This window comes from Corynebacterium sp. LK31 (assembly GCF_014335015.1).
GTDB lineage: Bacteria > Actinomycetota > Actinomycetes > Mycobacteriales > Mycobacteriaceae > Corynebacterium > Corynebacterium jeikeium_D.
Window position 1 is genome coordinate 46,385 of the sequence record NZ_PDGW01000014.1, and the last position, 22,532, is coordinate 68,916.

At 60.5% G+C, this 22,532-nt stretch carries 19 protein-coding genes and 1 riboswitch; of the genes, 7 read left to right on the forward strand and 12 right to left on the reverse strand.

Annotation, left to right across the window (positions count from 1 at the left end):
* Window positions 1-3: 3 nt before the first annotated feature.
* From CRD18_RS06790 to CRD18_RS06800, 3 genes are all read right to left on the reverse strand, one after another.
* On the reverse strand, window positions 4-1,776 hold the full coding sequence (locus CRD18_RS06790; RefSeq protein ID WP_187406605.1) for an AMP-binding protein: 1,773 nt from the start codon (window positions 1,774-1,776) through the stop codon (window positions 4-6).
* Window positions 1,777-1,950: 174 nt separating this feature from the next.
* Complete coding sequence (locus CRD18_RS06795; RefSeq protein WP_239660039.1) at window positions 1,951-4,152, reverse strand: ATP-binding cassette domain-containing protein; 2,202 nt, start codon at window positions 4,150-4,152, stop codon at window positions 1,951-1,953.
* Window positions 4,153-4,259: 107 nt separating this feature from the next.
* On the reverse strand, window positions 4,260-4,841 hold the full coding sequence (locus tag CRD18_RS06800; RefSeq protein ID WP_224784316.1) for an ECF transporter S component: 582 nt from the start codon (window positions 4,839-4,841) through the stop codon (window positions 4,260-4,262).
* Between the two features lie 207 nt (window positions 4,842-5,048).
* On the opposite strand from CRD18_RS06800, the gene CRD18_RS06805 reads away from it, so the two are divergent.
* On the forward strand, window positions 5,049-5,792 hold the full coding sequence (locus CRD18_RS06805; RefSeq protein ID WP_242458685.1) for a transposase: 744 nt from the start codon (window positions 5,049-5,051) through the stop codon (window positions 5,790-5,792).
* 152 nt (window positions 5,793-5,944) lie between these two features.
* On the opposite strand, the gene CRD18_RS06810 is transcribed toward CRD18_RS06805, so the two are convergent.
* The gene (locus CRD18_RS06810; protein WP_187406606.1) at window positions 5,945-6,193 is read right to left on the reverse strand and encodes a hypothetical protein; all 249 of its coding nucleotides are present in this window, start codon (window positions 6,191-6,193) and stop codon (window positions 5,945-5,947) included.
* Between the two features lie 76 nt (window positions 6,194-6,269).
* Complete coding sequence (locus CRD18_RS06815) at window positions 6,270-7,721, reverse strand: glyceraldehyde-3-phosphate dehydrogenase (protein ID WP_049172209.1); 1,452 nt, start codon at window positions 7,719-7,721, stop codon at window positions 6,270-6,272.
* A 183-nt stretch (window positions 7,722-7,904) separates the two neighbouring features.
* On the opposite strand from CRD18_RS06815, the gene CRD18_RS06820 reads away from it, so the two are divergent.
* The 3 genes from CRD18_RS06820 (at window position 7,905) to CRD18_RS06830 (ending at window position 12,268) form a co-directional block, all read left to right on the forward strand.
* Complete coding sequence (locus tag CRD18_RS06820; RefSeq protein WP_049172207.1) at window positions 7,905-8,798, forward strand: Cof-type HAD-IIB family hydrolase; 894 nt, start codon at window positions 7,905-7,907, stop codon at window positions 8,796-8,798.
* Between the two features lie 98 nt (window positions 8,799-8,896).
* Entirely contained in the window at window positions 8,897-10,543 is a 1,647-nt protein-coding gene (locus CRD18_RS06825) for a peptide chain release factor 3 (protein ID WP_070437491.1), read from the forward strand.
* Window positions 10,544-10,567: 24 nt separating this feature from the next.
* A complete protein-coding gene (locus CRD18_RS06830) occupies window positions 10,568-12,268 on the forward strand; it encodes an FUSC family protein (RefSeq protein ID WP_070652791.1) in 1,701 nt (566 codons plus the stop codon).
* Here the strand turns inward: CRD18_RS06830 and CRD18_RS06835 are convergent.
* Both CRD18_RS06835 and pnuC read right to left on the reverse strand, forming a co-directional pair.
* Window positions 12,265-12,924 (reverse strand): hypothetical protein, encoded by a 660-nt coding sequence (locus tag CRD18_RS06835; protein ID WP_016423226.1) that lies wholly within the window; start codon window positions 12,922-12,924, stop codon window positions 12,265-12,267. The genes CRD18_RS06830 and CRD18_RS06835 overlap by 4 nt on opposite strands.
* A gap of 10 nt (window positions 12,925-12,934) precedes the next feature.
* Window positions 12,935-13,654, reverse strand: a complete 720-nt coding sequence (pnuC, locus tag CRD18_RS06840) for a nicotinamide riboside transporter PnuC (protein ID WP_070652792.1) — start codon at window positions 13,652-13,654, stop codon at window positions 12,935-12,937.
* 10 nt (window positions 13,655-13,664) lie between these two features.
* A riboswitch (FMN riboswitch) is annotated at window positions 13,665-13,834 on the reverse strand.
* 109 nt (window positions 13,835-13,943) lie between these two features.
* On the opposite strand from pnuC, the gene CRD18_RS06845 reads away from it, so the two are divergent.
* Both CRD18_RS06845 and CRD18_RS06850 read left to right on the forward strand, forming a co-directional pair.
* A complete protein-coding gene (locus tag CRD18_RS06845; protein ID WP_070652793.1) occupies window positions 13,944-14,738 on the forward strand; it encodes a YwiC-like family protein in 795 nt (264 codons plus the stop codon).
* A gap of 51 nt (window positions 14,739-14,789) precedes the next feature.
* Entirely contained in the window at window positions 14,790-15,746 is a 957-nt protein-coding gene (locus tag CRD18_RS06850) for a MinD/ParA family protein (RefSeq protein ID WP_016423229.1), read from the forward strand.
* An 11-nt stretch (window positions 15,747-15,757) separates the two neighbouring features.
* On the opposite strand, the gene CRD18_RS06855 is transcribed toward CRD18_RS06850, so the two are convergent.
* From CRD18_RS06855 to ftsE, 4 genes are all read right to left on the reverse strand, one after another.
* A complete protein-coding gene (locus tag CRD18_RS06855) occupies window positions 15,758-16,885 on the reverse strand; it encodes a 3-hydroxyisobutyryl-CoA hydrolase (protein WP_070652794.1) in 1,128 nt (375 codons plus the stop codon).
* 72 nt (window positions 16,886-16,957) lie between these two features.
* Entirely contained in the window at window positions 16,958-17,863 is a 906-nt protein-coding gene (ppk2, locus tag CRD18_RS06860; protein ID WP_070606543.1) for a polyphosphate kinase 2, read from the reverse strand.
* Between the two features lie 83 nt (window positions 17,864-17,946).
* The gene (gene ftsX / locus CRD18_RS06865; protein ID WP_070545962.1) at window positions 17,947-18,849 is read right to left on the reverse strand and encodes a permease-like cell division protein FtsX; all 903 of its coding nucleotides are present in this window, start codon (window positions 18,847-18,849) and stop codon (window positions 17,947-17,949) included.
* A 48-nt stretch (window positions 18,850-18,897) separates the two neighbouring features.
* Complete coding sequence (ftsE, locus tag CRD18_RS06870) at window positions 18,898-19,587, reverse strand: cell division ATP-binding protein FtsE (RefSeq protein ID WP_048759837.1); 690 nt, start codon at window positions 19,585-19,587, stop codon at window positions 18,898-18,900.
* Between the two features lie 420 nt (window positions 19,588-20,007).
* Here ftsE and CRD18_RS06875 point away from each other — a divergent pair, with 420 nt between their 5' ends.
* A complete protein-coding gene (locus CRD18_RS06875) occupies window positions 20,008-21,381 on the forward strand; it encodes an HNH endonuclease signature motif containing protein (RefSeq protein ID WP_242458686.1) in 1,374 nt (457 codons plus the stop codon).
* A 2-nt stretch (window positions 21,382-21,383) separates the two neighbouring features.
* On the opposite strand, the gene prfB is transcribed toward CRD18_RS06875, so the two are convergent.
* On the reverse strand, window positions 21,384-22,496 hold the full coding sequence (gene prfB, locus CRD18_RS06880) for a peptide chain release factor 2 (RefSeq protein ID WP_038626269.1): 1,113 nt from the start codon (window positions 22,494-22,496) through the stop codon (window positions 21,384-21,386).
* Window positions 22,497-22,532 lie beyond the last annotated feature (36 nt).

Genomic DNA, 22,532 nt, shown 5'->3' on the forward strand with positions numbered 1-22,532 from the left:
GCCTCAGAGCAGAGCCTCGAGCTTGCGGCGGAGCTTCTTGCCGTTCGACGCGACGGGCAGCTCGTCGACCCACAGAACCCTGGAGACGGGCACCCCGGCGACGCGCATCAGCTCGGTCGTCGCGGACCGGGCCACCGCCTGTTCATCGATCGGAGGTTCATCCCCGTCCGATTGCCCGGCACCGGTCGCATCGTCGGCCTTACGATCGGTCGGGGTCCGCCTGGCCAAGAACACGGCGATCTCCTCTTCGCCCGTGGCTGGGTTGCTCCGGCCGAGAACGGCAACATCGCGGTCAAGCACATTCTCCAGCACGGCTTCCAAATCAGCCGAATAGTAATTCCGGCCGTTGACGAAGATGATGTCCTTCTTCCGGCCGAGGACGAACAACTCGCCGTCGCGGAGAATGCCCATGTCCCCCGTTGCGAACGCCCCATCATCGGTGAGCTCGTGCTCCACGATCCCCTCTGCTGTGATCGCGGCGCGGGTCATCGGAGCGCCGGCGATGTGGATTTCACCGACGGTGCCGTCGCCGAGGACCCCGCCCCCGTCATCGCGGATGGTCAAGGAAATCCCCGGGACGGCCTTGCCCAAGGCGACGAACTCAGCTCCGGACTCGCTCTCGATGTCCTCGAAACGCTGCCCCGTGGCGATGCCCGTCCGGTCAAGTCGCACCGTGGACAGACCCGAGTAGATATCCCGGGTCGTGACCAGCAGGCAAGCTTCGGACATTCCGTAGGCGGAGGTCAGGGCATCCTCCCGGAGGCCCATGGAGGACATCGCCGCGAGGAACTTCCGGGCCAATGGAGCGTCGATGGGCTCAGAACCGCTCATCAGCTTCTGGACGTTGGAGAAGTCGTAACCGTGGTCATCCCCGAGGGGCCGGCGCTCGAGATGGCGCAGGAAATGCTTGAACGCGAAGTTCGGGCACACTGTCACCGTCGGCCGGTGCCTGGTCACGGCCTCGAACCACCTCGGGGGATCGGCGACCACCTCGGAAACCGGCAGCAACACCTGGTCGTACCCACGAAAAAGGGCGTAGACGTGGAAGCCGATCAGCGAAAGGTTGTGGGTCAAAGGCAGCCACGTGAGCATCTTGTTCTCGTACCGGTGCGCGTGGCGTGGGATCGTCGCGCGCAGACCGTTCAGCACGGACTCGTTGGTTACGATGACGCCCTTTGGCGATCCCGTGGAGCCGGACGAAAACTGGATGAGGGCTTCGCCTGCCGTCCCACCTCGCACCGGGAACGCGGGGACCGCCCCGGCGCCATCCCCGGAATCCACGTCACCCGCCTGAGAGAAGTCCGATTCAGCATCACCCGGCATCGCCGCATCCGGTTCCGCGGCAGCGTCATTGACGATGGACACGTCGAGCAGCCGATCCTCGCCCACGACCACGGCACCGTTTGCGCCGGTGAGCAGCGTGTAACTGCGTTCGTCGACCAGGATCGGGGCCCCGGGCATCATGTCCGAGAGCGTCCGCACCCTGTCGACGTCAACCGGGCCCGACACCGGCGGCGCAAGCGCCGGAACCGCGCCGGCGTAGACGCAGCCCCAGAACGCCCGGATGAGCCCGCGGTTCTCCGAAACCTGGAAGATCACGCGATCGCCGGGGCCGATGCCGGCTTCGGCCAACCGATTCGCAGCCGCCACCGCCTCCGCATGGACCCGGCCATACGGGACGAAGACGTCCCGCCGATTCTCGACGAAGGTGATCCCCTTTTTCGTCTCATCGGCCTTGTCCCGAAGCACGTCGCTGATGGTCCGGATCGTGTTCATTGGTACCTCTTTCGGTTGTCGGCGCCATGCCGGTGCCGGGCGGACCGGGCCCGCATGGCGTGACCCGGAGGATGTGTCTGAAGGGTTGAAAGGGTGAAGCAACTGGGTGGGGCGCGTCTCCGCACAAGCTCAGAAACGCTCGCGGGCCCGGGACCCGCCGGTTCCAGGCGCCCGTCAAGTCACTGCGGACACCAGGGCGGCGACGAAGACCGCGGCGGACGCTGCGGCCGCGAACCCGTCACGCACTCGCCAGGGGTGATCGGTGCGGAAGGTACGCCGCGGATAGAGGCCGAAGTTGCGCATCGCCAGGGTCAGGGACAGCTTTTCGGCGCAGCGCACGGCGCTGACGAACAACGGGAAAGCGATGCGCGCGGGCGTCGTCGCGCGAATGAAACCGGAGCGGAAAGACTGCTCCGGTCGCATCGAGCGCAATCTAATCGCCCATGTCAGCTGGGGGATTTCACTGCGCAGGAACGCTGCGATGCTCACCCCGGAAATCGCTATGGTGCACCATGTGTAGGGCACCCGGAGGCGTTGCACCATGGCGTCGAAAAGCTCCTCGACGCGCATGCACGCGGAGACCAGGACCGTCCCCGCGAACACGGCCATCAACAGCAGTCCGTGATGGATGCCGTGGCGGACGGCTTCCGACGCATCCCCACCTCCGTAGAACTCGGAGCGCCACCCGAGCAGGCCGAAGAACACCCCGATTAACAGGACAAAAAGGACCTTCCCCGCCGTCGCCCGAACGTCGCGTTCCGCGATCGCAGCGAGTGCGAGGAACGCGACCACCGTCAGGGCGAGAACGGCGTCTCCGCCGGAGAGCAGCCCGGCGACGAGGACGAACATCACCGCCGCGACAATCGTGATGGCGTTCAACCCCGCGCGCCTTCTAGCGGCGGATTCATTGGTCCAGGGGCTTTCGTCCAAGGACGTCCGTGCACCGGCCGCGGGCAGTGGGCGATCCCGCCGGGACGACTCCGGGGAAGCCGGCAGGTCGGCTGCGGGACCGGACCAGACGACCTTCCCTTCGGCGACGATGCTCGCCCTATCTGCCCACGTTCGCGCGACACGGCGGTCGTGGCACGTGAACACAACGGTTCCGCCGGCCCCGGCGTATTCCGCTAGCGCATCCAGTACGATGCGCGAGCTCGGCGAATCCAGGTGCGCCAACGGCTCGTCGAGAAGCAGCAAACGGCGATTGGCCGCCACCGCCAGGAAGATGCCCAACCGTCTTTTCTGTCCGCCCGACAGGACGAACGGCGAGACGGGGTCAAGTGCCCTGGGGCACAGGGCTTCCCGCAGTTTCCGCAGCTCATCGGCGCCGAGTGGTCCGTGCGGGTCCGTGCCGGCCAGCGCGGAGTCGATTTCCGCGGCGACGGTCGCGCGGGTGAACTGGTGCTCGGGGTTCTGGAACGCCCACGACGCGAAGGCGTCGGGGACGCGCCGGGCGGACGCGCCGTCGATCCGGAAGTTCGCTCCCGCCTTCATCTGGCCTGACAGCACCGCCAGCAAGGTGGACTTACCGGCTCCGTTGGCGCCGACTAGGGCATGAATCTCGCCCCGTTCCAGTGTCAGATCGGCCCCGTCCAGAATCCTCTCCCCGCCTCGGGCCACGTGGGTTCCGGTCAAGGCCAGCAGTGGAACGGCATCCGCCTCCGATTCCAAATCGGGACGGTCCGGTGCCCCCGTGCCCGGCGTACTGGCGTCCGGCGCTCCGGCGGGCGCGGCCGACGTCGCAATGCCCTTCACCGCGATGCCCTCCGGTGCTCCGTGCGCGGCGACGCTCCCGTCCGCATCGAGGATTGTCACCGTGTCGACCCACCCGTCGAACGGGCGGAGGTCGTGCTCGATGAGCAGGATAACGCGCCCCGGGGACCGCAAATCACGGATGGCGGCGAACAGCGACCGACGACCGTCCTCGTCAACGTGGGCCGCGGGCTCGTCGAAGATCATGACCTCCGGCGCCCTGGCCACAGCACCGGCGATGGCCATCCGCTGGCGTTGCCCACCCGACAAAGCCCACGGATCCTTCTCCGCGAGCTCTGACAGCCCGAGCTCCGATAGGGCCTCGGCTGATTGCTTGGCGACGATGCCGGCTTCCACGAGGGAAAACTCGAGGGCCATCGACACGTCATCGACGACTCGGAGCGTGAGCACCTGCGTCGACGGGTCTTGCCCGACGAAGGTGACCCGGTCCCCGTCCACGGGGCGTTCGGTGCCGTCGGCATCGACGATGTGCACGAATCCGGCATGGTCGATGGGGATGTGCGAGGGGATCAGTCCAGCGATGAGGTGGGCCAGGCTCGTCTTTCCGCATCCCACGGGTCCCGTGATGGCGTTGATCGTGCCGAAATCGAAGGAGAGATCCACCATGTCGGGTGCCCATCGCCCATCGGCGTGCCGGACGCCCGCGCCACTAACCCGTAACCGGGCCGGGGCCGTCCCGCGTGTCGCACCGGCGCACGCGGGTGCTCCGCCGGTCACCGGGTGACCCCACGGCTGCGAAGCCCCTTTGCGACGGCAAAGCCCAGGACCAAAAACACCAGGCTCGATGCCAAGGCTACGGCGAAGCTAATCAGGGTCATAGGCGTGGTCGGCGAGTCGACGCCGACTGCGCGCGGGGCCATCGTTCCCATCAGCGCGGAGAACAACATCGCCGACGCCACGAACTGGGGACGCGTCCACCGCCGGTACAGGGTGACCATGAACGGAAGCTCGATGAGCAATCCTTCCATAGTCAGCGCCCCGATTGCGGCGACGCCGAACGGGGTGGTCGCCGCGGACACGACGCCCATGGCAAGGCACGCGATAAGGCTCGCGCCAGGCTTGCGGACGACGATGAGGGGAACAACGCACTGCAGGAACCACAACCCGAGCGTCGCCGCGACGAGATAAACGTGGGCGATGCCGGCGAACACCTGCAGGTAGGTCAGGGGCACGATGATGAGAGACCCCGCGACGCCGATCGCGGCGGCGACGAGCATGTCGCGGGTGGATGGTCGGCCACCAGCTGCGACCGGTGCGACGTGCACCAACCACCCGTCATCCGTCTGCGACGCCACCGCGTCCCCGGCTCCCCCTCCGGAGAGGGGTTCTCCGGTCGATCCACGTTTTCCGTTCATCGTCGCCGCCTCGCTTCCGTTGCCGATTCCCGATCGGGGACACCACCTGAAACAGTATTAGGTTAGGCAATGCTTATCGGCTTACGCCAGGCTCAATTTACTGAAATTACCCCCGCCTCCCCCCGAACGAAAAACCGCCTTCCCAGCGTGCTCACACAGATTCGCCCCGTACTCGAGCGCGTCTTTGCAGGCGAGATTCTCTCCCGCACGCTGGTGCTGGACTCGCTCATCCACTACGAAGGTCCGACAAAACTGGCCGCCGCAGGTCGAGGCCGGGTCCTGAAGTGGATGCGCAACCGCGCCAAGAAGGACCCTGCTGCCCTGGTTGACGCATTTTTCGCCGCCCTTGCCGAGCGAATCGTCACGGTACCCGACACTGCGGCAGCAGAATTGGTCATTCCCCAGCTGGCGGCGAACATCAAAGCGCTTCAAGCACAGCGCGACACGATTGCCGGACAAGTCGAGGAGATGCTTGAATCGTTCCCTCTTGCCCAGGTCTTGATGTCGATGCCCGGCGTAGGCATCAAGACCGCCTCTAACATCGTGTTGTCCATCGGCGATTGCCAGGACTTCGCCGACGCCGCGCACTTGGCCGCTTACGCCGGCATCACGCCGACCACCCGGCAGTCGGGTACGTCGGTCCGAGGCGAGTTTCCCACCAGGGCCGGCAATAAACAGTTGAAAAACGCGATGTTTCGATCGGCGTGGATCGCGTCGCACTGCCATCCCGCATCGCGCGACTACTACCTGCGTAAACGGGCTGAAGGACAGAAGCACAATGCCGCGGTGATATGGCTTGCCCGGAGCCGCTGCAACGACATCTATGCCCTGTTGACTCGGCGTGAGTTCTTCCGAGAAATCCCTGCTAGAACCATCGCCACGGCTGCGTAGACCGCTGCGCTGATCACCGCCGGCCCGCACGATGCGGCCCGGCGATCAGTCATGGCTACACCCCTCCCATACGATGTACGTGAAAGTCCCGCCTGACTATTGACAATCCACATAGGGCCCCACGCGGATCGGGACCGAGTGGCGGCCGTCACCTAGACGCCGAACAGGGCCACTTCCGCCGAGCCGTATTCGACGATCCCGAAATCACTTTCCCGGATCTTCATCCCCCGCCGGTGCTCGATGTCGCCGGAGGCCCGGAACTGGAGGCCGAAAACCAGATCCTCGTCGCCCAGTTCCGGCAGGTTCACAATCCTCACCAACTCGAACGGCTCATACGCGGAATCCAGGTCGTCGTCGATGGACAGGAAAATCTCTCCGCCCCCCTCCCCTGCCCTCCCCATCGCCTCAACCCCCGTGGTTTAGGAGGGGGGAAGAGGGCGTTCGAGGGCTCAGCAGCTCAAGCTCAGGTCCGCCGCCTTAGAGCTCGTCGATGTGCTTGCGCTTCGGGTAGACCCGCGGACGAGCGCCTGCGATCTCCTCAGCAATGCGGATGACCTGGTTGGAGTAACCGAACTCGTTGTCGTACCAGACGTAGAGCACCAGGTGCTTACCGTTGGCGATGGTAGCCAGACCATCGACGATGCCAGCATGGGTGGAGCCAACGAAGTCGGTGGAAACCACTTCCGGGGAGTGGATGTAGTCAATCTGCTGGCGCAGAACGGACTTGAGGGAAACCTCACGCAGGTAGTTGTTGACTTCGTCGCGGTCGACCTCAGTGTCGAGGGTCAGGTTCAGCACCGCCATGGAAACGTCCGGGGTGGGAACGCGGATGGCGTTACCGGTCAGCTTGCCCTCGAACTCCGGCAGAGCCTTGGCGACGGCCTTTGCGGCACCAGTCTCAGTGAGAACCATGTTCAGGGTGGCTGCGCGACCACGGCGGGAACCCTTGTGGAAGTTGTCAATCAGGTTCTGGTCATTGGTGAAGGAGTGGACGGTCTCGACGTGACCGAACTCGACACCCCACTTGTCATTGACGACCTTCAGCACCGGGGTGATGCCGTTGGTAGTACACGAAGCTGCCGACAAAATGTTGTCAGATTCCTCGATGATGTTGTGGTTGATTCCGTAGACGATGTTCTTCACATCGCCCTTGCCCGGCGCGGTAAGCAGAACCTTGGAAACACCCTTGGACTGAAGGTGCTGTGACAGTCCCTCGCGGTCACGCCAACGACCGGTGTTGTCGATGACAATCGCATCGTTAATGTCGTAGGCGGTGTAGTCAACAGTTGCCGGGTCATTGGAGTAAATGACCTGAATCGGGGTGCCATTTGCCCAAATAATGTTGTTTTCGCGGTCAACCGAGATGGTGCCGTCGAATGCACCGTGGACGGAGTCACGGCGCAGCAGCGAAGCACGCTTGACAATGTCGTCCTCACCATTCTGGCGAACCACAATAGCGCGCAGGCGCGGGCCGTTGAACAGTGCCTCACGAGCCAGCAGAATGCGAGCCAGCAGACGGCCGATGCGGCCGAAACCGTAGAGGACAATGTCGGTCTTCGGGGTCTGTGTCCCGGCACCGATGACGTCGGCAAGCTCACGCTCGAGGAATGCGCGCAGATCGCCGCCTTCCTCTTCGAAGCTGGTAGCCAGGGCGCCCAGGTCAATGGAGGCGGTGCCGAGATCCATCTTCACCAGTTCCTGCAGAATCGGCAGGGTCTGACTCAGGGGCAGCTCCTGCGAGGTGATGCGACGGGCGTAGCGGTGCGACTTAATGATGCCGGTCTCGGTAACGTTTTCCAGTCGGCGGCCGAAGATTGAAGTCACGACATCATTGTTGCGGCGCAGTTGTCCCAGGAGGGGGATCATCTGCTCTGCAAGGCTGATGCGCTCATTCCAGTCATTGCGCTTGATGGGGGCCGAATCCGACATAAATCCTCCTGGCTTAAATGAGTATGAGTTCCCCCTCAAAATACCCCGCACACGCTATTCACCGGCTATCGCCCTCAACTGGGTACCCCGTATTGTGGCCCAGCTTTCACCCAATCGGGGGAGACACCGGGAGACACCTCAAGGAAGAAAATTGAACCCTACTTACCCGTTAGAATAAGAGCCATGACGGAACCCCTGGATATCCAGCAGCAATCTCCCGCCCAGCCGCCATACCGCCTTGTAGTCACGGATATGGACGGGACTCTACTAAATGAAGACAAGGAAATCCCGGAGTCCTTTTGGCCGGTAGTCACGGAGCTGCTCGACCGCGGTGTCCACTTCGCTCCCGCGTCGGGCCGCCAGTACGCAACTCTGGCCGACCAGTTCGCCCCCATTGCACACCGCATCCCAATCATTGCGGAAAACGGCAACTATGTCGCGGATGCGGGCGAGGTGGTTTCGGTTACCAGTATCGACCACGACATCGTCACTCAGTTGGTACACGCGATCCGCCAGTTCAACGACAACCGTGTGGCGGCGGGCCGTACTCCCCTGTCGGTTATTATCTGCGGCGCTGCCAGCGCATACGTGGAGTTTTTCCCGCCGCATTTCAATATTCCGGAGGAAGTTCAGCAGCTGCAGTTCAACGAGGCCGCCAAGTACTACCTGAAGCTGCAGAAGGTCGATGATGTCATCGCCGCTGCCGCCGAGGACGGCATCGTCAAAATTGCCGCCTTTGATCCTTACTCCGTCGAAGAGGAATCGGCCGATTACCTGCGTTCCCAAAGCTCGCACTTGCGCGCGGTAGTCTCCGGTGCCCACTGGGTCGACCTCATCGATGCCAACACCAACAAGGGCACGGCACTCGCCGCCCTGCAGGAGGCCCTAGGTGTCTCTCCTGCCGAAACTGTCTGCTTCGTTGACTACCTGAATGATCTCGAGCTCATCGACCACGCAGGCCGTTCGTTTGCCATGTCCAACGGTCACCCGGAAATCAAACGCCGCGCCACCGACATCTCACCGTCGAACGCGGAGGAAGGCGTCATCACGACGCTGCGCGAGCTGTTCAACCTCTAACTGCAATTGACCCCTTACCCCACTGGAGCGGTAAGTTAGAAAGGTTGAACCCGATTCCCTTATTCCGATTTTCTTTTTAAGGAAAGCGTAGTTTCCCTGTGACCACTCTCGCCGAAGAAGCCGCACGCCGCCGCACATTCGCCGTCATCGCACACCCGGATGCCGGTAAGTCCACGCTCACCGAGGCGCTGGCGCTACATGCTCATGTCATTAACGAAGCCGGTGCTGTCCACGGCAAGGCCGGCCGCAAGTCGACTGTGTCCGACTGGATGGACATGGAGAAGGATCGCGGCATCTCGATTGCCTCTTCCGCGCTGCAGTTCGAGTACCAGCCAGAGGGGCACGACGGCGAGCCGTACATGATCAATCTCGTCGATACGCCTGGTCACGCTGATTTCTCCGAGGACACCTACCGTGTGCTCACCGCTGTCGACGCCGCTGTCATGCTTGTCGACGGTGCCAAGGGTCTCGAGCCTCAGACGTTGAAGCTGTTCCGGGTTTGTAAGTCCAACGGAATTCCCATCGTCACCGTCATCAACAAGTGGGACCGCCCGGGTAAGGCTCCCCTGGAGTTGATGGATGAGATTGTCGCGGAGATTGGACTGCAACCGACTCCGCTGTACTGGCCAGTTGGTGAGGCCGGCGACTTCCGCGGTCTGCTGGAGCGTGGTGAGGACGGCGAAGCCAAGCAGTTCATCGGCTTCGAGCGCACTGCCGGTGGCGCCACTATTGCCGCTGAGCGTCACCTCACCCCAGATGAGGCCGCCGCAGAGCAGGGCGACGCCTGGGAGACGGCAGCCGAGGAGTCCGAGCTGCTCTCCGCCGATAGCGCTGACCACGACCAGGAGATGTACCTCGCTGGCGACACCTCTCCGGTGATTTTCGCCTCCGCCATGCTGAACTGGGGTGTCCACCAGATCCTGGACACTCTCTGCGAGCTGGCTCCGGCACCTGGTGCCCGCGTGTCCGACCCGGCTGCCGTTGCCGCTGCGGCGGCTGGCGGCCAGGGAGCTATCGTCGAAAAGCGCGAGCCGACGGATGATTTTTCGGGCGTCGTGTTCAAGGTGCAGGCGGGTATGGATACGCACCACCGCGACAAGCTGGCATTCATGCGCGTTGTCTCTGGCGAGTTTGACCGCGGCATGCAGGTCACGCATGCGCAGTCGGGACGTAGTTTCTCCACCAAGTATGCTTTGACCGTTTTCGGCCGGACACGTTCGACCGTGGAGACGGCTTACCCGGGCGACATTGTCGGCCTGGTCAATGCGGGTTCACTGGCGCCGGGTGACACGATCTACGAGGGCCGCAAGGTTCAATTCAAGCCGATGCCGCAGTTCGCGCCCGAGCACTTCCGCACTCTGCGCGCCAAGAGCCTGGGCAAGTACAAGCAGTTCCGCAAAGCTGTCGATCAGCTCGATGCCGAGGGCGTGGTGCAGATTCTGCGCAACGATGCCCGCGGCGATGCCGCCCCGGTGATGGCCGCGGTCGGCCCGATGCAGTTCGAGGTCATGATGGCACGCATGGAAAACGAGTACAACGTCGAGACCATCGCCGAGCCCATCCCCTACTCCGTCGCCCGCCGCACGGACGAAGAGACCGCGCCTGAGCTGGCAAAGCAGCGCGGCGTGGAGATCTTCACGCGTTCCGACGGCGCCCTCATCGCGCTCTTCGGGGACAAGTGGAAGCTGTCCTTCATTGAGAAGGAGCACCCGGAGTTCACGCTCGAGACGCTGGTCGCAGACTAGAGTTTTAAGGAGATTTCACCAACATTGAGCCAAACGGTTGAGCTTCCTCCACAACCAAGTGCATGGCAACTTTTTACTGCCTTCCACTCCCGTGCACAGAGATGGCCAGGCGCCCTCCGCGCAGCACTCGCGCTATTCCTGCCGGGTGCCGTGGCACTTCTCACCGGACATGGCTCGGAGATGCTCCTTATCGCCGCTGGTGGGTGCGTGGTCATCTATGGCGAAGGCCACCCCTACCGCAGTCGTCTGCGCGTGATGGCCATCGCCGGGCTATGCCTGATCGCCGGAGTTATGTCCGGCAGTTTTGTCGGATCAGTGGTCCACGGTGAGATCGCTTCCGGCGGCAGCAATCTATGGCTGCTGCTCATTGCGCTTTTTACGACGATACTGGCCACCATCGGCGCTTTTATTCAAAACGCACTGCGCCTGCCACCGCCGGGTTCATTTTTTATTGTGATGGTCTCCGGCGGCACAACAATGGTCGCCCGCCTTGGCTTCAACCCGGTGGAAACCGCCATGTGGGCTACCGTTGGCGTGCTTTCCGCGATAGTCATCGGCATGGCACCGCGGTTGTGGAATCCGCATGGCCCCGAGATGGCGGCTGTCGAATCCCTTGAATCAGCCATCGACGCGATGGAAAAGTCAGACTCGACATCGTTCGCCGTTCATCACCAGGCGCAAACTGCACTCACCGACGCATGGGAATCGCTTGCCGACGCAGGCATCATCCGTGGCAGCAAAATCGTTAAGCCCTCCCACACGGAACTGGTCAACCGTGTCATTGCTGCTCATCAGCGTCTGATTGCTATCCGCACACGCTTGGGCGTGCACGGCAGCGCTGTGGACATCGTGGACACGCCTAACCTCTTCGACGAGACGCAGACAACCATTCCACTCGCGCGACCAAGCGTGAGTTACCGGATCTTCCGCTCTTTCGATCGCTATTCCCATGCGTCGATGACTGCGGCAAAGGTTGCTATTACCGGTGGCTTAGCTGGTCTCATCAGCGTGCTTGTCGGTCTCGACCGGCCTGACTGGGCGGTGGTCAGCGCATTGATGACTCTGCAGTGGGGTCCCGACCGCACCGCTGGTTCGATCCGAGGGATTCACCGCATGGTCGGCTCGATTATCGGCATTTTCCTCTATGCGCTGCTCTTTTCCTTTGGCCTGGACAGCTGGACGCTACTTATCGCGCTTGCAGCCTGCCAATTCGGCGCGGAGATTCTCGTGGTGAAGAACTATGCGCTGACGACAATCGTCACCACTCCATTGGCGCTGCTGCTGGGCGGAAACGTCGCTGGCGAACTCGCACCGATTGTGACCGATCGTGTCTTGGAAGTCGGTATCGCCTGCGCGCTGGCTCTCGCTGTCCTGCACTTCTGGCCAACCGAGAGCATTGAAAAGCACTACCTGCGTCATATTCCGCGCTGCTATCGACAGATGGGCGCTCTTCTCGGCGCGCTGCTAACCGGTACTCCGAATCAGGCGCTCGATATTCGTCGAGATCTCCAGTACGAGCTGCTCAGTGAGCGCCAGGCCATCTCGTCTTTGGCCACCAACGACCCCGAAATCGCCACTCCACACTGGGATGGGCATCGTCGCATTCGCACAGCTGGCTATTTGTTGCTGGACTACTGTCGCACGCATCCAGATATCCGCCCCTCTCACGAGGAGATTTCCAAGCTCGCTGAGGTAGTCCAGGCAGCTAAAGCTGAGGAGCGCTAGTCCTCCGGCAGCGGGGGCTCCTTGCGCAGGTCGCGGGCTGTTGCCCGCCGTACCTCGCGCGGTTCCTCCTCCGAGCCCCGCGAACGGAACTTAGCCGCGATGTCCTTCAGCGAAGACGACAGCGGCGGCAGCTTCTCCAGCGCGTCACGGCCCGCGTCCCACGCGTCGGTAGCAATATTTTCCGCTTTCCGACGGAACTTGCGGACCTTCTCCTCACGCTGCCGCTTAGTCTCTGCCGCGTCATTTTGCCGCTCGCGCTCACGCTCAAAGGCGGCGACATCGCGGGCCTCCGCGTCGGAAAGCCTCTTCGAGGCGTGTGCCGCGGCGTCCCACGACTCCTCCAGCGATTCCGCGAGGTGCAACATGGCATCGATGCGCTTTTCAACTTCGCGCAACTTCTCGCGGTAGCCCCGCTGAATGTCATAGCGGCGCATGATGCGGCGGGCACGAGTGGCCTCATTGCGCCAGGTGATGATTGCGCCCTCAGAAATCGACTCATCGACGACGAAACGCATCGTCCACGGGTCGACATCAGCGCTGGCCAGATTGTTGCGTACCCGCTCCTCGCGGTCGAGGACGTCCTGCACGAGACTGCGGGCACGCTCTTCGGCTTGATGGGCGCGGTTGGTACGGGAGTTATCTGGTCGGAAGCTCACCTGGACTATCCTACCGCTCGGCTGCTGCCAAAGCCGGTACTTGGTCGGTCTCGGAGCTCTTCTGCTGGTCATTGTCGCTCTGGTGCTCGAGGCGAACCCAGGAGACAAAGCCCCAAATAACGAAGCATCCGTAGAAGAGGTACAGCGCCGCCGACGGGTAGTAGCCACCCTTGAGCAGCAACGGCACTCCCACGGCGTCAACGGCAATCCAAATTAGCCAGAATTCGTTCCACCCGCGGGCCATACCCCAGGTCGCCAACATCGAACCGACGAAAATCCAGGCATCGGCCCATGGCCCCCACGAGCCCAGCATCTCAAAGACATTGGCACAGATCACAGTGGCGAAGATAGCCACGGTAATCATCCCAATGCGTTCCGATGCCGTCGCCCACCGCGGCTCAATTGCGACCTCGTCACCGCTCTGATTGCGGCTCTTGACCCAGCTGAACCACCCGTAGAGACTGACGACGATAAACATGACCTGACGCCCCGCCTGGCCATAGAGATCAAGATTTTGCGGCGTGTGGAAAACTCCGCCGAGGAAGACGGTAAACAGCAAGGCATTTCCGATAATGCCGACCGGCCAAGCCCATACCTTCCGTTTCATACCTAGGAAGGCACACGCCAGGCCAAAGAGGTTACCGACAATTTCACGAATCAAGATTGGCGCTCCCGCCACACTGAGCTGTGCAGTGAGGAAACCCACCAAAAAACCCGACACGTATTCCACGAATTATTCAACTCCTTCTCTTTCATCCGGACTATGACCGTCGGTTTCGGATTCCAACCGAAATCTGCTTGTCCCCTACCTGACGACCCTTCTGGCCACAGGTAGGGCGCTCGTGGACTTGTCTGCGTCAGCCGCAGCATCACCACCGGTGAGGAATTTCACCTCGCCCTGAGAATGCGAGTTCAACGTTAGCACTGTCGCCTTGCGCGCATGTGCATTTTATTCAATGAGGTTTCAATATGAGGTTCTAATACAGCCCCGACATAATTACGCATCTACAATGCGTAGTATGAGCCAAAAGCCCCGCCAACCACGTCCTCCCCGCCCCGCCCGCCGCTCCCATCACAAGCGCTCCGCTGGCTGGGTTCCGGACCAGCACGGCGCCTGGTTCATGGTCACCATTCCCCCGCTGACCGCTCTCGCCCTCAACCCCACATGGACAGGCCTTGCCGTCACCGCAACCTGGCTGCTCGGCTACTTCGCATTCTTCGCCGTCAGCGTCTGGCTCCGCTCTCGTCGCCAACGCCGCCACCTCGCACCCGCCGCCACATACACCGCGCTCACCGCCGTCGCCGGCTGCATCACACTGCTTGCCGACGTTTCCCTCCTCACCTGGGTCGCCCTCATTGCCCCTCTTGCCGCTATCGCTATTTGGGAGACCTACCGCCGCCGACCGCGCTCACTTCTCTCTGGTGTCTCCACCGTTCTGGCCGCTAGCCTCATGGTGCCTATCATCGCCGGACCAACCCCGAAAGCTTGGGCAATTGCGGCTATCTACGCTGGATATTTCGTCGGCACCGTGCCCTATGTAAAAACTATGATTCGCAAGCGCGGCAACCGCCAGTGGCTCATTGGCTCGGTCACGTATCACGTTCTCATTACCGCCGTGGCCATCATCGGGTGGCTCGTCCTCCACGACCGGAACCTCATCAGCATCGGTGTGCCCATCGTCGCAATTGGGCTTCTCATCAGGTCTTTTACCATGCCAATCTCCGGCGCTCGCCGCGCTCGGCCGTGGACTCCGAAACAGGTCGGAATTCTCGATGCCTTCTTTGGAGTCGCCGTCGTTCTGGCTGCGTGGTAAAAACGACGGCGGGGACATACTTTGGGGATTTTTGGGGAGGGGATGAAGTCTATGACTTCCACCAAACACGCAGTCAATCACGCAGTTTCCGTCTCAGACTTGGCCGCTAGCCTGAACTCGCGGCAGGCACCACAGTCGGGCTGGCGCAGCTGGGTTCATAAGGCCACCTGGGGCGCAATTTCACCGCGGGAATCATCGTCGGCACGCAAGCAACGCGAGCTGATAGAGCGGGTGCGACAGCCTATCTACGGTGACTACAACATCGCTGTTATCAGCGTGAAGGGCGGCGTTGGCAAGACGTCGACAACCATGTGCCTGGGCGCCACGCTTGCAAGCCTGCGCAGTGACCGAATCGTCGCGATCGACGCGAATCCGGACTTTGGCACCCTCGGCGCACGCGTCACCGCAGCCAATCCCGCATCTATTCGCGATCTGCTCCGAGCCCCGGATACGGACAAATACGCGCAGGTCCGCGCATATACATCACACACGCCGTCACGGCTGGAGGTTGTCGGCAGCGACCAAAATCCGACATCGACGATCGCGCTTTCCGACGGCGAATACTGCGCGGCCCTCGACATCCTTCGGCGGCATTACAACGTGAGTCTGACAGACTGCGGTACCGGCCTGACGCAGCCCATCTCCGCTTCGATTCTGTCTGCGGCCAATTGTCTGGTGCTGGTCACCACGCCTGCACTGGACGGCGTGAAAAGTGCCTGGACGACATTGGATTGGCTTTCAGCGCACGGCTTCGAACGGCTGGTCTCTACCACTGTCGTGGTGGTCAACGAGCTAAATAAACAGGGACTGTCCACAGAGACCGTACACGAGTTATTTGCCCAGCGCTGCCGCGCAGTACAGGTCATCCCCTATGATCCGCATATCGCAAATGGTGCCAATATCGAGCTGGACAATCTCCAGCCTGCCACCACCCAGAGCTATCTCGAATTGGCGGCCATGATTGCCGATGATTTCGCGCCGACGACTGGCCGCCACAGCTTTGTCTAACGCATAGCCAGCTAACGAAGGTGCTGTCGAATCTCCTCGACGTCAACTTCCTGCACGGTAGCGGGCTTAAAGGCGGCGTCGCGGTCCTTATCCACCAACACTGCCCGCACGCCCTCGGCAAAATTGGGGTGCTGACGCATGTAAGCGCCAAGCTTCATTTCCCGGTCTAGCGCCTCCTGCAAGGTGACCTCGTGGGCCGAGTTAGCCGCATAGAGTTCCACGGCCGCTACGAGACTTTCCGGGTTGGCGGGTGCCAGCAGGTCGCGAAAAGTCTCCACTGTTGACGATGCACAGGAGCCCGCCTCAGCGGCTTCGTTGAGAGCTCGCTCAATCTCCGACCAGGTATCAGCCCCAAAGCAAGCCTCAATGCAGTCGCTCCACTCGGCCAACTGCGGATCCCCGAGCAGATCACGAGCCTCAGCTGAGTCCACATCGAGCGCATACTCCGCGAGCGCCGAATCAATTCCATCGCGGTCCAGAGCCGCAACAAACTCGTCCAGCTGCGCGGATGGCACCGCATGTGTCGCCCATCCAGACCACAGCATGTCCGCCGCAGTAAGGCGGTAACCGGTCAGCCCGGTAAACCTCGCGATTGCCGACGAGGGCCCTCCTAACCGCGTGTTCACATGCTGCGAAAAGTGGGTAATGCCGACGTCGGGAATAAAGCCGATTGCCATTTCTGGCATGGAAGCGCTGGCACGCTCGGTCACGATTCGGTGGGAGCCGTGCATAGAAACACCAAGGCCACCGCCCATAGCGATGCCATCAATAATCGCGATATATGGCTTGGACTGCGCGAATTCCGCAATCATCGCGTTCATCTCGTACTCATCCCGGAAAAACTCCTCCCCCTGCTCCGGAACGCCATCGAGCACAGCCTGCCGAACTGCGCGCACATCACCACCGGCACAAAACGCCTTGGGGTGACCGGATGAAACAACAATGTGGTCCACCGAGTCGTCGTCACGCCATGCGCGGAGCCCCTCGACGACCTCGGTGACCATATCCAAATCGAGCGAATTAAGTGCCTTCGGCCTATTCAGCCGAAGGTGACCAGATCGCCCGTGGACTTCTCGCAGCACCTTCGGCTCATCGACCTCGGTGCGTGCAGTGCCAGAACCGTTATCAGTAGCAGTCATGTCACCCAGTGTGACACAGATAACTAACCAGGGAAAGGTTCTGACGACCAGAACCTCACTGAGACTAAGGAGCTACTTCTTCTTGCTCTTCTTGTCCTTTTTGTCCTTCTTGTGCTTCTTGCCCTTCTTATCGGACTTGCCTGCGCCCTTTACGCGGTCAGCCTCGAGATTGGCGGCAACGTCCGGCACATAGCGGAACTCCGTGCGCGGCGGACGCTCGTAGCTTCCCTCCGACTCCGGACGCTCCGGGATTTCCGGAACATCGCGGTGAATGCGCTCGTACGGAATGGTCGTCAACAGGTGGTTGATGACATTGATACGCGAACGCTTCTTATCCTCAGACTCAACCGTGAACCACGGTGCGGACGGGATATCGGTGTGGATGAACATCTCATCCTTTGCACGGGAGTAATCCTCCCAGCGGGTGATGGACTCCAAATCCATCGGCGAGAGCTTCCAGCGGCGCAGCGGATCCTCACGGCGGGACTTGAAGCGGGCAACCTGCTCCTCGTCCGACACAGAGAACCAGTACTTACGCAGGATAATGCCGTCTTCGACCAGCAGACGCTCAAAAATCGGCGCCTGATGCAAGAAGCGACGGTACTCCTGGGAGGTGCAGAAGCCCATGACCCGCTCAACGCCGGCACGGTTGTACCAGGAGCGGTCGAAAATCACGATCTCACCAGCAGTCGGCAGCTTTTCGACGTACCGCTGGAAGTACCACTGACCCTGCTCACGGCTAGTTGGGGCCGGCAGAGCCTCAACACGGCAGGTACGGGGGTTCAGGTACTGCGTGATGCGCTTAATGGCCGACCCCTTGCCGGCAGCGTCACGCCCCTCCATCACGATGACAATTCGGGCACCGGTTTCTACCACCCACTGCTGCATTTCGACGAGCTCTGCCTGGAGCTTTTTGAGCTCAGCCTCATAAGCCTTCTTGTCGAGCTTCGGTGGGCGCTGGACGTCGTCATTATTCATAGTCCACAGTTTACCCGGCAGGGCGCGACGACCCTATTCGCCGGGTTTAACCGCGGGGCCTAATAGCTAACCTTTTTGCAACCCTAGTCGCGTGAGTAAAGACGCAGCGTGACCTGTGCAACAAGCCCAGCAAAGACCATGCCGATAATGACCACGATTGGCGCCACCACACCAATATCGCCGTTGGTCAGCGGCGCCAGAAGCTGTGCCTTGTACAGGTTACTCAGCGCCGGATCGATGACCGTCGCCTTACCCAGGAACAGCGCACCAATAGCCAGCAGACCACCAATCAGCGACGCAATCACAGCCTCGAGGACGAACGGCGCCTGTGTGAACCAGCGGCTGGCACCGACCATGCGCATAATCTCAACTTCCTTACGACGCGAGAACGCCGCAATCTGGACCATGTTCGCAATCAGGAACACAGCGGCAACGGCCTGCACCGCCGCCAGCAGGAAGGTCGCATTTCGCACCGAGTCCAGGTTCTGAGCTGCAGTACCGATCTCTTCATGCTGGTCAGTAACGTGGTCGACCTGTGGCAGCTCCCGAATCGGATCGAGCGGGCTGACATCGGTCGGGTCGCTCAGACGCACCATCACGACAGCCGGCAGCGACTCCGGCGTCGCATTTTCTACGAGCACGGGGTCGCTATCCTTAAACATCTCCACGAAGTGGTCAAAGTTTTGCTGACGATTTCGGAAGGTCACCGAATCAACGCCGTCAGTCTCTTCAAGCTTGCCGACGACCTCAGCACACTCCGGCGAGGAGCAAGTTTGGTCCTCGGCGGAGATTTGTTCATTCAGTTCGATCTGCACTTCTACGCGATCGAGATAGAGATCCTTCGTGCGGCTGGTCTGCTCAGTAACCAGGATGCCGGTCGCAAGCAGCGCCAACGACACCGCAGTCGTAATAATCATCGCGATGGTCATCGTGATGTTTCGGCCCAAGGAGGAGAAAGCCTCACCGAGGACAAAGCGAGTCTTCATAGGTCAGTAATACCTTTCGAATGAGTTCTTCTACCGATGGACTGTCTGCTAATTGTTCAGACCGTAAACACCCGTGGCGTCGTCACGCACGAGACGCCCCAGCTCCAGCTCCAACACGCGGCGACGCATGGAGTCCACGGCATCGTTGTCGTGAGTCGACACGATAACCGTCGTGCCCATGCGATTGATGCGGTCAAGCAAGAGCATGATGTCACCGGAAGTGCTTGGGTCGAGGTTGCCGGTGGGCTCGTCGGCAAGCAAGATGAGCGGGCGGTTGACGAAGGCTCGAGCAATGGCAACGCGCTGCTGTTCACCACCAGACAACTCGTGCGGGTAGCGATTTTCCTTGCCCGAGAGCCCGACCATTTCAAGCGTTTCCGGAACAGCTTTGTCGATTTTCGCCTTCGGCTTGCCAATTACCTGCAATGCGAACGCGACATTTTCGTACACGGTCTTCTTTGGCAGCAGGCGGAAGTCCTGGAAGACGTACCCTACCTTTTGGCGCAATTTCGGGATGTTGCGGCGAGAAATCTTGGTCAGATCCTGGCCTGCGACCGTCAGTTTTCCTGAATCCACTTTCTCTTCACGCACCATTAGGCGCAGGAAGGTCGACTTACCAGAGCCCGACGGTCCAATGAGAAAGACAAACTCACCTTTATCTATGTGGACTGAAACGTCGTCTAGAGCTGGTCGGCTAGAAGTCGAATAGGACTTGGTAACCCCGTCGAAAGTGATCATAGATAGACACTCTAATCACTTAAGCCACTCAAGTCACTCTGGAATGCGTGGAATTGGGCGCTGGAGTAGCGAGGCTGCGGGACCGGGTGGCGTTGCCCCCCCCCCAGAGCGCGCGACCACACGGAAGTGCACACTACGACAGTATTCGAAACTATTTTCCCCAAAATCTTTAAATCACCCTTTACTTCGCTTACCTGTTCGATTAAAATGAGCGATGAAAGATTAAACGCGAGGATTAAAAACACCAAATAACGTCGCCGAGCTGCTTAAAGCTCGGAAAATTCGCTCAGAGTTAGTCGAAAATATTTTCACTATCTCTTCCTTATTTCAACATTTCAACGTCCAGGCCTTATCTTTCAGGGGGATTCAACAATGGCCAGCGGGGAACATATACCACGGAAACGCACTTACGCTGCGGCGATGGAAGCAACAGCGCCACGCTTTCACCATGAGATTTCTCAAACAGCACCAGCACGTCTTGGAATTGACCGTAATCGAGCTGATCTGCAGCTTGCCCTTGCTTGTGTTCCGTCTTCTTCAACAAAAGATGTCGAAGATTACATCGCCAAAATCGCTCCAGCTCTTGGCATGTCGCGCGGGAGAACACTCCAGTACATCGATATCGGGATGCAGCTAGAGCGGCTCCCGCGGTTGAAAGAGCTTCTGCTCAAACGCGCACAGCTACCGCTTCCCCACATGCGGGTCATTGCCACAGCCATCCTCCCCTTGGATGACTCCTCTACTGTGAAATATTTCGAAGACCATCTCCTCGAACTGATCACGCCGAGAGTCAATGGTGAAGTTCTTCGCGGAGTTCGGAGTCTTCAACAGAATATTCAGCGATTTATTAATGAAGTCAGCCCGCTATTGCGCCCTAAAAATGAGTACGACCCGCCGATTACTTCGTTTCAAAAAGGCATCGAGCAAAAAGCTGGCGAATCTATAAAGTTCGAGTTAAAGAACAACCTCACTGAAGTCACCATGGAACTGATGCCTGAGCGGGCAATTGAGTTTCAGAAAGTCTTGGAAGAAATTACCGCTGATCAGGACTGCGACTTCGTCGAGGCTTTTTCACACCTTCTGCACGGGACTGCTCAGGTCACCGCCACATTGAATCTGTACTGCCCACTTACTCAAGACAAGCCGCAGGAGGCATGGATCGGCGGTCTGGGGTGGATCAACAAAATCGCCACTGAATCCTGGCTCGATCGAGTCACTAGCATCCGGCTACTAGCGGACGAGAAAACGGAAAAGTACTCGCCAACAGAGCGACAGCGTACTTACGTCCAAGGTAGAGACGGCACCTGCCGCTTTCCCGGATGCGATGTCGATGCAACGAAGTGCGACATCGACCACATTCAGTCGTATAACCACGAGAATCCCGAAGAAGGTGGCCAAACCGAAACGCCTAACCTCCATTGCCTATGCCGTCGCCACCACAATCTAAAAACGGCCGGTCTTTGGAATGTCGTGCGCGATATCGACGGCGTGGAGTACTGGACCTCCGTCACTGATCAAAGCACCGAAAAAGCTGCGCTTATCAGCACAGAATCAGGACCGCTCTCCGGCCACGGTCGCTACTCTTTCGACCTGCGCAAGACAAAGAAAGCACAGACACTCAAGGAATACAACGAGCAGAGGTTGGAACACCTCCGCGAATCACAGGAGCTGACAAATCAGGCTCGCGAAGAACTGGGAATGAACAAAAACGAGAGAAACGGAGAAGCCGACGAACCCACCACACCGGAAACACCCGAGGCACCGGAAGCGCCCGAAGACGAACCGCCCTTCTAGCGCTACTCGCCTTCGGACTGCTGAGCCATGCGCCAGCGAATACCGGCCTCGATGAAACCGTCGAGGTCACCGTCGAGGACCGACTGTGGGTTGTTGACTTCGTATTCGGTACGCAGATCCTTGACCATCTGGTACGGGTGCAGCACATAGGAGCGCATCTGGTTACCCCACGAGGCATTGCCGCCTGCGCCGAGAGCATCCAGCTCCGCGCGCTCTTCCTGGCGCTTCTTCTCCAGCAACTTCGCCTGCAGAACTCGCATGGCAGATGCCTTGTTCTGGTGCTGGGACTTCTCGTTCTGGCAAGTCACCACGATGCCGGTCGGGACGTGCGTAAGCCGGACCGCGGAGTCCGTGGTGTTCACCGACTGCCCACCTGGGCCGGAGGAGCGGTAGACGTCGATACGCAAATCTGACTCGGGGATGTCGATGTGATCCGTTTCCTCCACAACCGGCAGCACCTCGACCTCAGCGAAGGAAGTTTGGCGGCGGCCCTGGTTGTCGAAAGGACTAATACGAACCAGCCGGTGCGCGCCCTGTTCGACCGAGAGGGTGCCGTACATGTACTCGCCATGGACGACGAAAGTAGCGGACTTAATACCGGCCTCTTCAGCGTAGGACGTGTCGTAAACCTCGACCTTATGCCCGTGCTTGTCGGCCCAGCGCAGGTACATGCGCATGAGCATCTCGGCCCAGTCAGCGGCATCCACGCCACCGGCACCGGAGCGGATGTTGATGACCGCCTCGCGCTCGTCGTAAGGCCCCGAAAGCATCGTCGTGACCTCGAGGGATTCGATGTCGGCACGCAGCTCAGCGCGTTCGGCATCGGCCATCTCGACGGCGTCGGGGTCGCCCTCCTCTTCCGCGAGTTCATACATCACGGAGAGATCGTCGAGGCGCCCGCGCAGCGAGTCGATCTTTTTCTTCTTCGCCTGCGCCTGCGACAGTGCACTGGTGACCTGCTGCGCGTGGTCGGGGTCATCCCACAGCGACGGGTCGGCGGCCTGGGCTTCCAACTCCCTGATCCGGTCGGAAAGCTCGTCGACATCGACCACCTTCTCAATGGTGGTCAGCGTCGCGTCGAGTTCTTTGAGGTCAGCATTCAGATCCGGGTTCACGGGTACTACCTTAGCTATACCGCCTGTTTCGGTGCA

Coding starts and splice junctions, on each gene's coding strand:
- CRD18_RS06790 (WP_187406605.1), bottom strand. CDS start 1,776: ATGAACACGATCCGGACCATCAGCGACGTGCTTCGGGACAAGGCCGAT.
- CRD18_RS06795 (WP_239660039.1), bottom strand. CDS start 4,152: ATGGTGGATCTCTCCTTCGATTTCGGCACGATCAACGCCATCACGGGA.
- CRD18_RS06810 (WP_187406606.1), bottom strand. CDS start 6,193: ATGGGGAGGGCAGGGGAGGGGGGCGGAGAGATTTTCCTGTCCATCGAC.
- CRD18_RS06815 (WP_049172209.1), bottom strand. CDS start 7,721: ATGTCGGATTCGGCCCCCATCAAGCGCAATGACTGGAATGAGCGCATC.
- CRD18_RS06820 (WP_049172207.1), top strand. CDS start 7,905: ATGACGGAACCCCTGGATATCCAGCAGCAATCTCCCGCCCAGCCGCCA.
- CRD18_RS06845 (WP_070652793.1), top strand. CDS start 13,944: ATGAGCCAAAAGCCCCGCCAACCACGTCCTCCCCGCCCCGCCCGCCGC.
- CRD18_RS06850 (WP_016423229.1), top strand. CDS start 14,790: ATGACTTCCACCAAACACGCAGTCAATCACGCAGTTTCCGTCTCAGAC.
- CRD18_RS06855 (WP_070652794.1), bottom strand. CDS start 16,885: ATGACTGCTACTGATAACGGTTCTGGCACTGCACGCACCGAGGTCGAT.
- ppk2 (WP_070606543.1), bottom strand. CDS start 17,863: ATGAATAATGACGACGTCCAGCGCCCACCGAAGCTCGACAAGAAGGCT.
- ftsX (WP_070545962.1), bottom strand. CDS start 18,849: ATGAAGACTCGCTTTGTCCTCGGTGAGGCTTTCTCCTCCTTGGGCCGA.
- ftsE (WP_048759837.1), bottom strand. CDS start 19,587: ATGATCACTTTCGACGGGGTTACCAAGTCCTATTCGACTTCTAGCCGA.
- CRD18_RS06875 (WP_242458686.1), top strand. CDS start 20,008: ATGGAAGCAACAGCGCCACGCTTTCACCATGAGATTTCTCAAACAGCA.